Origin of the sequence: Nakamurella sp. A5-74 (assembly GCF_040438885.1) — a bacterium.
In the GTDB taxonomy this organism is placed as follows: domain Bacteria; phylum Actinomycetota; class Actinomycetes; order Mycobacteriales; family Nakamurellaceae; genus Nakamurella.
The window spans coordinates 4,195,527-4,210,359 of the sequence record NZ_CP159218.1 but is presented as its reverse complement, the minus strand read 5'-3'; the positions used below and the strand labels follow the sequence as shown (position 1 = coordinate 4,210,359).

The following is a 14,833-nucleotide window of genomic DNA, read 5'->3' as shown; positions in this document are numbered from 1 at the left end:
AGCGATCAGTCGACCGCGCCGCGGATCAGTCGCAGGGGCGACGTGTGGGCGTAGTAGGTCCACCGCTCCACCGGCCGGCCCCGGCTCCAGCCGTCGGCGACCAGCTGTGCTGCGGCGGTACCGATCTGGATGGCGCGGCCCTCGCGGATCACGGGACGGCGCCCGATCAGGCCGAACTTCTTGTACAGCACCGTCACTCGCAGGCCCTGGGCGGCGTCGGGCTCGATGACCAGCGCCCGACACCCTCCGGCGACCAGCTTGTGCTCGTCCAGGTAGACCGTGCCCAGGATCGGGCCCAGTGAGGCCTCGCCGATCAGCACCCCGCCGGCATCGTCGCGCACCAGCGGGGTCAGATCGGGATCGCCGAGGCGGGCGAGACGGATCGCGCGTGGACCGACCGGCAGCGACCACCGCTGCGCCACCACGCTCGGCCCGACGGTGGCGTACGCCACCTCCACGGCGCCGAGCAGCTCCTTGCGGATCAACCGCACGACCACTGCCGCCAGGTCGGCGTCGTCACCGATCACCAGCACCCGGCCGACCAGCAGCGCATCGATCTCCCGGCCCGGCCGCGGCCCGACATCGTGCACGGTGTCCGCGGCGACGAGTTCGGCCAGCAGCGGCGCGATCGGCGCCATCGCACCTTCGGGCACGCAGCACAGAACCGTCAGTGCAGTGGCCTCGTCCCAGTGGCTCATCGGTGCGCGGCTACCCTTCTACCGGTCGAGAAATCCCGACCGCTCGCGAGGAATCGATTCCCGGAAGGGGAGTGTGCCATGAGTGTCGTCGTCCTCATCGGCGCCCAGTGGGGCGACGAGGGCAAGGGCAAGGCCACCGACCTGTACGGGGAGCGGGTGAAGTGGGTCGTCCGCTACCAGGGCGGCAACAACGCCGGCCACACCGTCGTGCTGCCCGACGGGCAGAAGTTCGCCATCCGGCTCATCCCTTCGGGCATCCTGACACCCGGCATCACGAACGTGATCGGCAACGGCGTGGTGATCAACCCCGAGGCGCTGTTGTCCGAACTGGGCGAACTCGAGTCCCGCGGCGTCGACACCAGCGGCCTGGTGATCAGCGCCGACGCCCACCTCGTGATGCCGTACCACATTGCGATGGATCGGGTCACCGAGCGCTACCTCGGCAAGGCCAAGATCGGCACCACCGGGCGGGGGATCGGACCCGCCTACCAGGACAAGGTCGCCCGGATGGGCGTCCGGGTGCAGGACCTGCTGGATCCCTCGATCCTGCAGCAGAAGGTCGAATCGGCGCTCGAGCTGAAGAACCAGATCCTGGTCAAGGTCTACAACCGCAAGGCCCTGGATCCACAGAAGGTGGTCGACGAGGTGCTTGCCCAGGGCGAGCAGTTCGCGCATCGGATCGCCGACACCCGCCTGCTGCTCGACCAGGCGATCACCCGCGGCGAGCACGTCCTGATGGAGGGCAGCCAGGGCACGCTGCTGGACGTCGACCACGGCACGTATCCGTTCGTCACATCCTCCAACCCGACCTCCGGCGGCGCGGCTGTCGGCGCCGGACTGGGCGCCACCCGGATCACCGCGGTGATGGGCATCCTGAAGGCGTACACCACCCGGGTCGGCTCCGGCCCGTTCCCGACCGAGTTGCACGACCAGTGGGGCGAGTACCTCCGCAAGACCGGCGGTGAGGTCGGCGTCAACACCGGCCGCGATCGCCGGTGCGGCTGGTTCGACGCCGTCATCGCCCGCTACGCCGCCAGGGTCAACGGGATCACCGACTACTTCCTGACCAAGCTCGACGTGCTCTCATCGCTGGAGCAGGTGCCGATCTGCATCGGGTACGACGTCGACGGCGAACGGGTCGAGGAGATGCCGCTCACCCAGACCGGTTTCCACCACGCCCAGCCCGTGTACGAGTACCACCCAGGATGGTTCGAGGACATCACTGCCTGCCGCTCCTTCGACGAGCTGCCGGCGAACGCGCAGTCGTACGTCAAGCGCGTGGAGGAGCTGTCCGGATCGCGGATCTCGGCGATCGGCGTCGGCCCCGGTCGCGACCAGACGATCGTCCTCAACGACCTGCTGGCGTGAGCCCGGCCGGATTCGGGCACCGGCAGGACAGCCGACGCCCATCACTGATCACGGAGGATCTGACATGCCCACTTTTCCGAATGCCCTGACCGACCGCTTCACCCTGTCGAACGGGGTGGAGATCCCGCAGGTCGGCTTCGGTACCTGGCAGATCCCGGACGGTCCCGAGACGTACGACTCGGTGGCCGCCGCGCTCGCGGCCGGCTACCGGCACATCGACACCGCGCAGGCCTACGGCAACGAGGAGAGCGTCGGGCGAGCGGTCCGTGACAGTGGCATCCCGCGCGACGAGATCTTCGTGACCACCAAACTGCCGGCCGAGATCAAGGACGCCGACGAGGCCCGCGCGCGGTTCGCCAGGACCACGGGTGACCTGGATCTGGGTGCGATCGACCTGTACCTGATCCACGCGCCGTGGCCGTGGACGGAGATCGGCAAGGACTGCCGCGAGGGCAACATCGCCGTCTGGAAGGTCTTCGAGGAGCTCTACGGCTCCGGCGCCGTGCGGTCGATCGGCGTCTCGAACTTTCAAGTTCCCGACCTGGAGTCGCTGATCGAGGCCACTGACGTGGTCCCGCACGCCAACCAGATCCGTTACTTCATCGGCCACACCCAGCCCGAGGTCACCGCGTTCTGCGCCGAGCACGAGATCCTAGTCGAGGCGTACTCGCCGCTGGCCACCGGCGGTCTGCTGGAGAACGCGGAGCTGCAGGCGCTCGCCCGGAAGTACGGCAGGAGCGTCGCGCAGTTGTCGATCCGGTACGTGCTCGACAAGGGTCTGCTGCCGCTGCCGAAGACGACCACCCCGTCCCGGATCGTCGAGAACGCCGACGTCGACTTCGAGATCTCGGTGGACGACATCGCCACGCTCGACGCGATGGACGACCCGACTGCCTGATCGGCCCGACCGGTCCGGTGCGTCGGCGACTGCGGCGAGATTCCTCCGTGCGGGATGTCGGATCCGGAGATCCTCGTTCGTGGTACTGGTGAGTGGCGGCCCAGCGGGGCGGCCCCGACCGCGAGGAGATGCGCCATGCACTACCTGTTCAGCGTGATCGACGACCGAGCCAACTCGGGGACCCCCGAGGAGATGGCTGCGATCGATGTCTTCAACGAGCGGCTGCAGGCGCAGGGCCACTGGGTGTTCGCCGCCGGTCTGGGCGGACCCGACACCGCCACCACGATCGACAACCGGGACTCCGCCGGGCTCGTGACGGACGGACCGTTCGTGGAGACCAAGGAGCTCATGGCCGGTTTCTGGATCATCCAGGCGCCGGACCTCGATGTGGCGCTCGCGCTGGCCACCGAGGCATCCCTGCACTGCAATCGCAAGGTGGAAGTGCGTCCGTTGCTGGGTGAGTGACGGATGACGGACGTGCAGCAGGTGATCGCCCGGGTCCACCGGCAGGAGTGGGCGCGGGTGGTTGCTGCGCTCGCTCGGCGCTTCGGTGACCTGCACATCGCCGAGGAGGCGGCCGCCGAGGCGTTCGCGGTTGCCCTCGCCCGCTGGCCTGAGGATGGTGTGCCACCCAGCCCCGGTGCCTGGTTGACGACCACCGGCGCTCATAGTGCCATCGATCGAATCCGGCGCGACAGTGCGCGCCCGGCCAAGGAGAGGCAGGCGCGGGAGGTGAATGACACCGGACATCCCGAGCCGGCCGGCGTCGTCGACGACGACCGGCTGCGGCTGATCTTCACCTGCTGTCATCCGGCGCTGGCGCCGCAGACGCGCGTCGCCCTGACGCTGCGGATGGTCGGTGGCCTCACGGTGCCCGAGATAGCCCGCGCCTTCCTGGTTCAGGAGGATGCCATGGGCCGCAGGATCACCCGCGCCAAGGTCAAGATCAGGGCGGCCGGCATTCCGTACCGGGTGCCGGGCGCCGAGGATCTCCCGGAGCGGGTGGCCGGCGTGCTGTCCGTGCTGTACCTGGTGTTCAACGAGGGATATCTGGCCAGCGGTGCCGGTACTGATCCGATCCGCCGCGAGCTGACCGCCGAGGCCGTCCGGCTCGTCCGGCTGGTTCGCTCGCTGCTGCCGACGGACGGCGAGGTCGCCGGGCTGCTGGCGCTGATGCTCCTGACGGACTCCCGGCGCACCGCGCGGCTGACTGCCGACGGCGCGCTGGTCACCCTGGCACACCAGGACAGGAGCTCGTGGGACGCCGAACTGATCGCCGAAGGTCACCGGTTGGTCCGGGAACGGTTGGCCACCGGAGAGGCGCCCGGGCGGTACCAGGTGCTGGCCGCGATCAACGCCGTGCACACCTCCGCTGGGACCTTCCAGGACACCGACTGGTCCCAGATCGTGGCGCTGTACGACCAGCTGGTACGGCTCGAGAAGTCCCCGATCGTCGAGCTCAACCGGGCGGTCGCGGTCGCCGAGAGGGACGGTCCCCAGGTGGCGCTGGCCGTCGTCGACCGGCTCGAGCCGGTGCTCGCCGCCTATCACCCCTTCCACGCCACCCGCGCGGATCTGTTGCGTCGGCTGGGTCACCAGGAGCTGTCGCGGGTTGCCTACGACCGCGCCATCGAGCTGTCGGACAACCCGACCCAGATCGCACACCTGTCCGGCCGGCGGAACGAACTCGGACGCTGACCGCCGGCGGCAGAATCGAACGTGTGTGCTAGAAAGATCTCATGGCGGGCGGTGACGATCAGCGAGGTCATCCCCCGTCGCACTACCGCCGTGGCCGGCGCGGCGAGTTGATAGAGCTGACTCCGCTGCGGTGCCCGAACGGCCACGGCCTCGGCGCCGGGCGCTGCCTGGTCGGCTCCGAACCGTGCATCCGGTGCACCGGCCACCCGCACCGCACCTGGACGTGCCGGGCCTGCGGTGCGACGTGGATCTGGCCGTGGTGCGCCGACCGCGCGGACCTACCGGCGTGGGGTGGTCGCTGACGACCATCGACCCCGACTGAGCTCCGCCTGCAGCTCGTCGATCTGGCGGGCCGGTCCGGGGATGTCGCCGATGTCGGTTGTCGCGATGCGCGATTGCAGATCCCGGGCCCGGCGCGCCCACTCGGCGGCGGGTGCGCCCGAGCGTCGTGTTCGAGCCGGTTCTCCTGAGCTTGACCGTGGCCGGTTCCGCACGGTTGCGGAGGACAGGGGTGACGGGACCGTCGCGCAGTGCCACAGTGGACGCATGTGTCGAAACATTCGCCCCTTGCACAACTTCGAGCCGCACGCCACATCGGACGAGGTCCAGGCTGCCGCGCTGCAGTACGTCCGCAAGATCAGCGGCATGAACAAGCCGTCGGCCGCGAACCAGGAGGCCTTCGACCACGCGGTGTCCGAGATCGCCCACCTCACCGGGCATCTGCTCGAGGACCTGGTCACCTCCACCCCGCCGAAGGACCGCGAGGTGGAAGCGACCAAGGCCAAGGAGCGCTCGATCAAGCGGTTCGGCGAGCGGCCCGCAACGGTTGCCGGCTGACTCCGACGCCGTTCAGGCGTCGGAGCGCGGGAGCCGGAGCGCGGTGACGGTGAAGACGATCGAACCCAGCGCCTGGATCCCGAGGCAGACCGCGAACGCAACGGTGAAGTGCGATGGTTGCACCGCACCGGACCCGGGCTGCGCGACGGCGACGAACACCGCGCCGAGTGCGGCGACGCCCAGGGCCAGTGAACCCTGTTGGACGGTGGTGAACACCCCCGACCCGGCCCCGGCGGACGACGCGGGCACCTGCGCCAGGATGACGCCGACCAGTGGGCCGAGCATCATCGCCTGTCCGATCCCCATCACGAACATGGTGGCGCCCAACGAGATCGAGCCCAGACCGCCCGCCTCGATGAGCGACACGAGTGCTATCGCGACCAGCCCGACGAGCTGCACCAGACCACCGATAGCGAGGATGCGCCGACCGCCGAACCGCGGCACCAACCGCCCGGAAGCGATCGAGACTGTCAGGAACACCAGCGCGAAGGGGAGCGTCACCAGGGCGGCATGCAGCGGCAGCCAGCCCAACCCGGTCTGGGTGACGAGGGTGTACTCGTAGGTGAAGGCGCCGTAGCCGGACATCAGGATCAGCGCGAGCACCAGCCCCAGCCGGTAGCTTCGCAGCCGCAGCAGCGGCGGTGGTACCAGCGGCGGGGTGCCGGCGCGGTGCAGTCGCTGCTGGGTCCGCCAGAATTCCCAGCCGAACACTCCTGATGCGGCCAGGCTCACCCAGCACCACCACGGCCAGCCGAGCGCGCTGCCTTCGGCGAGCGGCAGCATCAGCGTCACCAGCGAGATGCCGAGCAGTGCGGTGCCGACCAGGTCCAGATGACGGTGACCCGGCTGCCGGGTTTCCGGCATCCAGCGCAGTGCGGCCAGGGTGGCGACCACCCCGAACGGGATCGCGAAGGCGAACACCGCGCGCCAGCCGAGGCCGAAGACGTTGCCCGACAACAGCAACCCGCCCAGGACCTGACCGAGCGCCGTGCCGCCGCCGGCCGTCGCGCCGAAGAGGGCGACGGCCCGCGACCTGGCCGTACCGGAGGTGGCGGCAGTGATGGTGGCCAGCACCTGCGGCACCATCATGGCGGCCGAGAGGCCCATGGCGGCCCGGGCGGCGATGAGCACACCGACGTCCGGCGACATGGTGGCCAGCACCGAGGTCAGGGTGAAGGCGATCATCCCGATCAGGAACAGCAACCGTCGACCGTAGAGATCCCCCAGCCGTCCGCCGACGACCATGAGGGTGGCGAACCCGACGGAGTAGGCGGCCATCACCAGCGACTGGGAGGCCGGGCTGGCGCCGAGCGCCAGGCCGATGTCATGCAGACCGACGCTGGTTGCCGAGAACGACAACACCGACATGAGCAATGCCGAGAGAGCTGTCAGCAGGCCAGCGGTGCTCAAGGTCGGTGGCGTGCCGGACGGGGTCACAGGAGTGGCGGTCCCGTCGCGCGGGGTCAGGAGTGCGGTCATGCAACCACTCTGACCGGTGCCGGATCCTGGTGGTGAGAGCCTGGTTATCCTGGTATCACCTGTACCCGGCTGGCGGGTGGGTACGCGCCAGGGAATGGGGGAGGGTGGAGTCATGGACGCACGACGTGAACTCGGCGACTTCCTGCGCAGCCGTCGCGAGCGGGTCACTCCCGAGCAGGCGGGGCTGCCGCTCAGCGGCCGCCGCCGCACACCGGGCCTGCGGCGCGAAGAGGTTGCGACGCTGGCCGGGGTGGGTGTCACCTGGTACACCTGGCTCGAGCAGGGCCGGTCGATCAACGCCAGCGCGCAGGTGCTGCAGTCGATCTGCCGGACACTGCAACTCACCGAGGCCGAGTACGCCCACGTCTGGGACCTGGCCGGATTGCCGTCGCGGGGCGCTGTTGACCCGACGGCCGCGGACGTCGCCGATCTGCGGACTGCCTTCCAACCGGTACTCGACAAGCTGGATCCCTATCCGGCAGTGATCCAGGACCACGCGTACTCGGTACTCGCCTACAACCGGGCCTATCGATTCCTGATCGACGACTTCGACGCCCATCCGGTCGGGGATCGCAACTGCATGAAGCTGTTCTTCCTGAACGACGCCTGGCGTGCCGGATACCTGGATCCGGACATCGTCGCCGGCCGGATGGTGGCCAAGTTCCGCGCGACCGCTGCCCGGCGGCTCAACGATCCGGGCATCGTCGCGTTGGTCGACGAACTCTGCTCCCGCTCGGCGCAGTTCGCCGATCTGTGGAGCCGCCACGATGTGCTGGTGCACAACTACGAGGTGAAGCGGCTGCAGTCGACGCGGGTGGGACTGCTGCAGCTCAACTTCGTCTGGACCTACGTCGACCAGCAGTCCGGCACTCGGATGACGACCATGACGCCGACCGACGAGGTGACGGCCCAGCGGCTCCAGCAGCTCGCCGAGCGGACCGCCGACATCCCGGACTCTGCAGTGGCCCTCGCCGGTTAGTGCCTGGGAGTTGGGGGCCGCGGATGAGGGCGCCGCTCCGCAGGCTTCGCTGGACGCGCCGGTTCGCAGGCTCACCGGCGCGTCTGGCGCTGCAGAGGGCTGCGCATCGCCCTCATCCGCGGCCCCCAGCTGCTGATCGTCATCCGACCCCCTGCGCCACCGTTCGTCGGTCGAGCGAAGAGGGAGTGAAGACCCGTCAGGTCAGAGGCCGCGGATCTCGATCCCGGCCAGGGGGCTCGCCTCGGCGACGCCGGAGCGATCGACGCGGACGGACCAGGGTTGGCCGGCGATCTCCAGCCCATCGACGGAGAATCCACCGATGAGCGGCGCCGGAGTGAGCGTGACGGTGCCCGCCGGGACATCCGCGGTGAGCCCGAGGAACGCCTGCAGCAGCACCACCGAGGCGGCAGCCGCCCAAGCCTGCGGCCGGCACGAGGCCGGGTAGGGCACCGGGGCAGGGGTGTCGTCGATCCCGAAGCCGCCGAACAGTTCGGGGAGCCGACCGTCGAAGGCGTCCGCGGCGGTCAGCAGTCCGCGGGCGAGCTCGGCGGCCTGTTCGGTGCAGCCTTCGCGCACCAGGCCGAGGATGGCGATCGCGGTGTCGTGCGGCCACACCGTCCCGCAGTGGTACGACAGCGGTGAGTACCCGCCCGCGGTGGTGGACATGGTGCGCAGTCCGAAGCCGCTGTTCATCGACGGATGCACCAGCCGGGCGGCGATCACGGCGGCCTCGTCGGGATCCAGGATGCCGGTACCCAGCAGATGACCCATGTTGGAAGCCGGGGAGTCGACCTTTCGTTTGGCGCCGTCCAGCGCGAGGACAGGGAACGGTCCGAGCTCGTCCTCGGTCCAGAAGTGAGCCCGGAAGTTCGCGCGCAGGTCCGCAGCCCGGCGGCGCCACTCGACCGCACCTGGTCGGCCGAAGGCCGCCAGCAGCTCGGCGCCGGCGAGCATCGCCTCGTACGAGTAACCCTGGACCTCGGCGAGCGCGACCGGGCCGGTGGCGATCGTCCCGTCGGCGAACCGCACCGAGTCGCCGGAATCCTTCCAGCCCTGGTTGGTGAGCCCGCCTGCTTCGTCGACGTACTCGAGGAATCCGTCGCCGTCGGCGTCCCCGTGGTCGCGGATCCAGCCCAGCGCGCGCTCGAGCGGGTCGAGCAGTGGCCTCACCTCGGCGGAGGTCAGCCCCCACTTCCAGGCATCCCGGAGCAGGCAGATCCACAGCGGGGTCGCATCCACCGTCCCGTAGTAGACCGGCGGCAGGAACGCGTCGACGGCCTGGAAGGCGGAGCGGCGCAGCTCGTGCAGGATCTTGCCGGGCTGCTCTGCCGTCCGCGGATCGACCCGTGTGCCCTGACGAGCGGCCAGCGTGCGCAAAGTTCCTCGGGCCGGACCGAGGCCCAGCGGCAATGTCATCCGCGCCGACCACAGCGAGTCGCGCCCGAAAAGGGTGAGATACCAAGGAGAACCGGCGGTCAGTACGGTGTCGGCCGGCGCTTCGACGGTCGCAGCGGCCAGCGCGGTGAGATCGGCGACGGACCGGGCGACGATGCGCCCGAGCCGTGCGTCGTCCGCGACGACGACGGGATTCTGCAGGCCGAGCCGGGTGGCCGGCCCCATCACCGCCCCCGGATCCTGCACGGTCAACGTCCATCCGACCGAAGCTGTTGCCCTGGAGGGGATCTGCAGGCTCCACCGCAGCATGTCGGCGGTGGCTTCGGCGTTGCCCTCAGCGCGGATCCGGATCCGGACATCCGCCAGCTCGGCGACCGCGATGCCGGCGTCGACCCGAAACCCGGTCTCGTGCTCGCCGGCCGGGCCAGCTCCCCCCAGCTTCACGGTCTCGATCGGTGCCAGATCGGCGGCGAACTCGAGTTCCAACAGGATCTCGAGCATCCCAGCTCCGACGTTCTCGACGAGGATCTCCTCCCGGAGTCCGTCCCGCAGGGCCGTGCGTCGCCGGCGCAGCCACACGGTCGGGTCCGGCCCCGGATCACCGAGACCGCGGCACACCCCGAGGAACTCGACGCAGTGCGCACCGTCGAGGTGGTGGGCCACCGGTTCGGGCGACCGTCCGTCCACTGTCAACAGGGATCGCGACAACACCCGCAGGTCCGCGGCGAACACGCCGGTTGCACCCTCGCCGGTGATGTCCCCCGAGGTCGCGGAGAGCGCCGTGACGGGAGCAGCGAGCACGGTCACCAACTCGTGCAGGGCCGGCTGCAGGTTGACGACGCGGGTCGCAGCGCTGTGTTCCACCATGGGTCCCCATCGTCGTCGGCGTGATCGCTGGAAGAGACCGGGGTCCCGGCTTGACAGCGACGTGTGACGCCGCTGACACTAGGCCCTCCCTTTTGATCGATCCAAACGCCAGCGGGGCTGAATTGGATCGTTACAAGCCAACGGAGGCGCGGATGTCCATACGGCGGAATGCTCACAAGACTGCTCGAACCAGGGTGGCGCTCACGGGCGCCGCACTCGGCGGAGTCCTGGTCCTGAGCGCGTGTGGCGGCTCGAGCTTCGACTCGGGAACGAGCGCTCCGGCAGCCGGTGGCGGGGGTGGCACTTCGGGGGCCGGTAGCGCCGGCGGGAGCTCGCAGCCCGCACCGACGTCCTCGGCCGGACCGGTGACGCTCAACTTCATGATCACCTCCAACGGTCCTGCGGACGTCAAGCTCCAGCAGGACACCGTCAAGGAGTGGGAGACCAAGACCGGCAACACGGTCAAGGTCGTGGCCGCCTCGGACATCAACCAGCAGCTGAGCCAGGGCTTCGCAGCCGGCAACCCGCCGGACGTCTTCTTCACCGATGCGAACGTGTTCCCGACGTATGCCAAGGCGGGCAACATGTATGCCTACGGCGACCAGCTCGACAAGAGCATCTTCTACGACGGTCTGGTGAGCACCTTCACCTACGACGGGACGTTCACCTGCGCCCCCAAGGACTTCTCGACCCTGGCGCTGGTCATCAACACCGATCTCTGGTCGGCGGCCGGCCTCACCGATGCCGCCTACCCGAAGACCTGGGCCGATCTGGAGAAGGTCGCCACCACGCTCACGAAGGGCAAGGTCAAGGGCCTCGTCATCGGCGACACCCGTGACCGGATCGGCGCGTTCATGAAGCAGTCAGGCGGTTGGATCACCAACGCCGACCAGACCGCGATGACCGCGAACAGCCCGGAGAACGTCACCGCGCTGCAGGAGGTCGCCAAGCTGCTGTCCAGCGGCAGCGCGTCGTTCCCGAAGGGTGTCGACGCCGGCTGGGGCGGCGAGGCGCTGGGTACCGGCAAGGCCGCCATGACCATCGAGGGCAACTGGATCAAGGGCGCCATGAAGTCCGACTACCCGAAGATCAAGTACCAGGCGGTCGAGCTGCCGGAGGGCCCGAAGGGCAAGGGCACGCTCTCCTTCACCCAGTGCTACGGCATCGCTGCAGCGAGCAAGAACCAGGCGGCGGCGATCGATTTGGTGAAGTACCTCTCCACCGACACGCCGGCCATGGCGCTCGCGTCCGGTCTGGGTGTCATGCCGTCGCTCAAGTCGGCGGATGCGGCCTACCGCAAGGCATTCCCGAACGACGGTGCCTTCCTGGACGGTGCCACCTACGCCCAGGGTCCGGTGACCGTCGCAGGAATGGATCCGGTGCTCAAGGACTTCGACGCCCAGCTCCAGGGACTGCCGAACGCGGACCCCACGACGATCCTGGCGCGGCTGCAGAAGAACGGTGAGGCAGTCCTCAAGTGAGCACCAGCACTTCGTCCGTGGCGCCGCAGAAGTCGAAGCGGCGCCACGGGGGGACGACGGTGGGCCAGAACCGGGCCGGCTGGTTGTTCGTCACCCCGGTGATCATCCTGTTGGGGCTGTTCCTGCTGGCGCCGATCGTGATGGCGTTCTGGGTCAGCCTGTCCGACTGGAGCGGAAAGGGATCGCCGCTGGGGTCGAACGTGTCGTCCGTGGGGTTGGACAACTACACCCAGCTGCTGGGCGAGGACTCGCTCACCCGCAGCGATTTCGCCACCTCGCTGCGCAACAACTTCTACTACGTGATCATCGTGGTGCCGATCCAGACCGTGCTGGCGCTGGGCCTCGCGCTGCTGCTCAACAATCGGCGGCTCAAGGGGCTGAGCTTCTTCCGGACGGCGTACTACTTCCCGTCCGTCACCAGCTCGGTGGCCGTCGCCTCGGTGTTCCTGTTCCTGTTCGCCGGCGGCGGCAGTATCAACGCCTTCCTCGGGTTCTTCGGGATCAGGGGTCCGCAGTGGTTCAGCGACCCGCGCGGGGTCGGACACATGATCCTGGGCTGGTTCGGCATCGGGAACGGTGCGGAGGGCGCAGGCCCGCAGGTGCTGACCGAACACGGCTTCCTGAGTCTGAGCTGGTGGGACTGGCTGGCCGGGCCCTCCGTCGCGATGACCACGATCATCATGCTGGTGATCTGGGTGTCGACCGGGGGGTACATGCTGCTGTTCCTGGCCGCGCTGCAGAACATCCCGTCCGAGATGTGGGAGCAGTCCTCCATCGACGGGGCGGGCACCTGGCGCCGCAACGTCTCGGTGATCATCCCGCAGATCAAGCCGACCCTGTTCACCGTCCTGACGTTGGGGCTGATCGGCACCTGGCAGGTGTTCGACCAGATCTACATCATGTCCAAGGGCAACCCCTCCAAGACGACACTGACGCCCGCGTTCCTGGCCTACGACCAGTCGATCAACAACGGGCAGTGGGGTACCGGTACGGCAATGGCATTCATCCTGTTCGCGATCATCCTGGTGATGACGGCGATCCAGCGGTACGTCATGCGGGACAGGGACAAGCCGAAGCGCCGCGGACGCCGCGGGGCGGGCGACAACACGTACACCGGACCGAAGGCAGTCGCTCCGCTGCCGACGACGAACATGTCGGGACCGATGTCATGACCACGACCACCGAACGTCCTGTCGAGCAGACGCCTTCTCATCCGGCAGTCGTCCCGGAGGCCACCCGGCTGCGAGTGGGCCGGATCGCCGGGTACACCGCCCTGGTCCTCATCGCGCTCATCTACCTGTATCCCTTTGCTCTCCAGCTCGGTACCAGCTTCAAGTTCGACGCCGAGGCGACGGCATCGCCGTTGAACCCGTTCCCAACGCACTGGACGGTGGCCGCGTACACCCAGCTGTTCCAGCAGGACCTCCCGCGCTGGTTCGGCAACTCCGTCGTGGTCGCCATCTTCGTCACGGCGGGGCGGGTGTTCTTCGACTCGCTCGCCGGATATGCGTTGGCGCGCTTGCGCTTCCGAGGGCGGACGTTCATCAATGCCGCGATCATTGCGACGATGGCGGTGCCGGGTGTGGTGCTGCTGATCCCGAAGTTCCTGATCATCAACCAGCTCGGGATGTACAACTCGTACTCCGGCATGATCATCCCGCTGCTGGCCGATGCTGCCGGCATCTTCATCATGAAGCAGTTCTTCGAGTCGGTCCCACCGAGCCTGGAAGAAGCGGCGCGCATCGACGGGGCCGGGGTGTTCCGGACCTTCTGGTCGGTGGTGCTCCCGGTGGCCAGGCCGGCGATCATCACGATCACGATCATGTCGTTCCAGTCGTCGTGGAACGAGCTGCCGCACTTCCTGATCTCGCGCTCCGACCCCGACCTGAACACGCTCACGACCGGTATCGCCGGTCTGCTGACGGGCGGGTTCGGTGCCGGTCAACGGTTCCCGTTGAAGCTGGCGGCTGCGGTGCTGATGACGATCCCGGTCGCGTTGATGTACATCTACTTCCAGAAGCGCATCGTCGCAGGATCACTCGAGGGGGCCGTCAAGGAATGAGGAAGGGTTCGGGAGCGCCGACGTTGGGCTCGGTGGCCGAGCGTGCCGCCGTGTCGCGGCAGACGGTCTCCAACGTCATCAACAACCCCGAACTCGTCGCCAGCGAGACGGCCGCCCGGGTGCGCGCGGTGATCACCGAGCTCGGTTACCGACCCAACCGGGTGGCCCGTCAGCTGCGGACCCGACAGTCGCAGGTGATCGGGCTGCGGGTGGAGCAGTCCAACAGGATTTCCATCCTCGACCGGTTCCTGCATGCGGTGACGGATGCGGCGAATTTCGTCGACAACCGGCTGATGCTCTACACCGCGCACGACGACGCCTCCGAGATCGAGGCCATCGACGAACTGGTCGGCCGTTGGGACGTCGACGGATTCGTGTTGACCGGGAGTCACGCAGAGGATCCCCGCCGATCCCACCTGACCGCGGGCGCCATTCCCTATGTGGCGTTCGGACGGCCGTGGGGTGCTGACGACGATTTGTGGGTCGACGTCGACGGCGCCGCCGGTACCCGGGCCGCCACTGAGCACCTGATCGCCGGTGGCCACACCCTGATCAGTTTCCTGGGCTGGCCGGAGGGTCCGGGGGTCGGTGAGGACCGGCTGTCCGGGTGGCGCGACGCGATGCACCGGGCCGGTCTGGCCGAGCAACGGATCTTCCGCTGTGCCAACGATCTGACCGAAGGCCGACGGGCGGCCGCGGCGATGCTCGATGCCGCCGGCCCGGTACCGACGGCGGTGGTCTGCGTGTCCGACGCACTGGCTCTCGGGGTACTGGCGGAGCTCTCGGCGCGCGGTCTGCGCCCCGGTCAGGACCTCTCGGTGATCGGGTTCGATGACACCGATGTGGCCGGTGTCATCGGGTTGACCTCCGTCGCCCAACCGCTCGTCGAGGCGGCCCAACGCTGCGTCAAGATCCTGCTGTCTGCTGTCCACGGCGAGCAGACTGCGGATCGCGCTGCCCTGCTCACGCCCCGGTTGGTCGTCCGCACCACCGGCTGACGCGTCAGGGCGGAGCGTCTCGGTCCTGCCGCACCAAGATCGGCGTCGAAACTGCCGACATCGCCGGAGCGAC

Annotated in this window: 14 protein-coding genes; 11 read left to right on the top strand and 3 right to left on the bottom strand. The window is 68.6% G+C overall.

Translation table 11 applies throughout. From position 1 onward, the window contains the following. Nucleotides 1-5: 5 nt before the first annotated feature. Entirely contained in the window at nucleotides 6-698 is a 693-nt protein-coding gene (locus tag ABLG96_RS19295) for a hypothetical protein (RefSeq protein ID WP_353648936.1), read from the bottom strand. A 78-nt stretch (nucleotides 699-776) separates the two neighbouring features. Between ABLG96_RS19295 and ABLG96_RS19290 the strand changes: the two genes are divergently transcribed. From ABLG96_RS19290 to ABLG96_RS19265, 6 genes are all read left to right on the top strand, one after another. Continuing rightward, nucleotides 777-2,066, top strand: coding sequence for an adenylosuccinate synthase (locus tag ABLG96_RS19290; RefSeq protein ID WP_353648935.1), 1,290 nt, complete (start codon nucleotides 777-779; stop codon nucleotides 2,064-2,066). Between the two features lie 64 nt (nucleotides 2,067-2,130). Beyond that, on the top strand, nucleotides 2,131-2,964 hold the full coding sequence (locus ABLG96_RS19285) for an aldo/keto reductase (protein ID WP_353648934.1): 834 nt from the start codon (nucleotides 2,131-2,133) through the stop codon (nucleotides 2,962-2,964). 135 nt (nucleotides 2,965-3,099) lie between these two features. Next, nucleotides 3,100-3,429: a YciI family protein gene (locus tag ABLG96_RS19280; protein WP_353648933.1), complete on the top strand. Its 330-nt coding sequence runs from the start codon at nucleotides 3,100-3,102 to the stop codon at nucleotides 3,427-3,429. A gap of 3 nt (nucleotides 3,430-3,432) precedes the next feature. Then, complete coding sequence (locus ABLG96_RS19275) at nucleotides 3,433-4,662, top strand: DUF6596 domain-containing protein (protein ID WP_353648932.1); 1,230 nt, start codon at nucleotides 3,433-3,435, stop codon at nucleotides 4,660-4,662. Between the two features lie 193 nt (nucleotides 4,663-4,855). Further along, complete coding sequence (locus tag ABLG96_RS19270) at nucleotides 4,856-4,984, top strand: hypothetical protein (protein WP_353648931.1); 129 nt, start codon at nucleotides 4,856-4,858, stop codon at nucleotides 4,982-4,984. A gap of 224 nt (nucleotides 4,985-5,208) precedes the next feature. Continuing rightward, nucleotides 5,209-5,499, top strand: a complete 291-nt coding sequence (locus ABLG96_RS19265) for a DUF2277 domain-containing protein (RefSeq protein ID WP_353648930.1) — start codon at nucleotides 5,209-5,211, stop codon at nucleotides 5,497-5,499. 12 nt (nucleotides 5,500-5,511) lie between these two features. On the opposite strand, the gene ABLG96_RS19260 is transcribed toward ABLG96_RS19265, so the two are convergent. Beyond that, complete coding sequence (locus tag ABLG96_RS19260; RefSeq protein ID WP_353648929.1) at nucleotides 5,512-6,978, bottom strand: MFS transporter; 1,467 nt, start codon at nucleotides 6,976-6,978, stop codon at nucleotides 5,512-5,514. 112 nt (nucleotides 6,979-7,090) lie between these two features. Between ABLG96_RS19260 and ABLG96_RS19255 the strand changes: the two genes are divergently transcribed. Further along, on the top strand, nucleotides 7,091-7,957 hold the full coding sequence (locus ABLG96_RS19255; RefSeq protein WP_353648928.1) for a helix-turn-helix transcriptional regulator: 867 nt from the start codon (nucleotides 7,091-7,093) through the stop codon (nucleotides 7,955-7,957). Between the two features lie 201 nt (nucleotides 7,958-8,158). Here the strand turns inward: ABLG96_RS19255 and ABLG96_RS19250 are convergent, their stop codons facing one another. After that, nucleotides 8,159-10,219 (bottom strand): glycogen debranching N-terminal domain-containing protein, encoded by a 2,061-nt coding sequence (locus ABLG96_RS19250; RefSeq protein ID WP_353648927.1) that lies wholly within the window; start codon nucleotides 10,217-10,219, stop codon nucleotides 8,159-8,161. Nucleotides 10,220-10,599: 380 nt separating this feature from the next. On the opposite strand from ABLG96_RS19250, the gene ABLG96_RS19245 reads away from it, so the two are divergent. Genes ABLG96_RS19245 through ABLG96_RS19230 form a run of 4 tightly spaced genes read left to right on the top strand, consistent with a single transcriptional unit; the run spans nucleotide 10,600 to nucleotide 14,760 of the window. Next, entirely contained in the window at nucleotides 10,600-11,700 is a 1,101-nt protein-coding gene (locus ABLG96_RS19245) for an ABC transporter substrate-binding protein (RefSeq protein WP_353648926.1), read from the top strand. Continuing rightward, nucleotides 11,697-12,872 carry a sugar ABC transporter permease gene (locus ABLG96_RS19240; RefSeq protein ID WP_353648925.1) on the top strand — a complete coding sequence of 392 codons (1,176 nt, stop codon included), beginning with the start codon at nucleotides 11,697-11,699 and terminating at the stop codon, nucleotides 12,870-12,872. Before ABLG96_RS19245 ends, ABLG96_RS19240 begins: the two co-directional genes overlap by 4 nt. After that, a complete protein-coding gene (locus ABLG96_RS19235; RefSeq protein WP_353648924.1) occupies nucleotides 12,869-13,762 on the top strand; it encodes a carbohydrate ABC transporter permease in 894 nt (297 codons plus the stop codon). The genes ABLG96_RS19240 and ABLG96_RS19235 overlap by 4 nt, the downstream gene beginning before the upstream one ends. Next, a complete protein-coding gene (locus ABLG96_RS19230; RefSeq protein ID WP_353648923.1) occupies nucleotides 13,759-14,760 on the top strand; it encodes a LacI family DNA-binding transcriptional regulator in 1,002 nt (333 codons plus the stop codon). Before ABLG96_RS19235 ends, ABLG96_RS19230 begins: the two co-directional genes overlap by 4 nt. The last annotated feature ends 73 nt before the right edge of the window (nucleotides 14,761-14,833 follow it).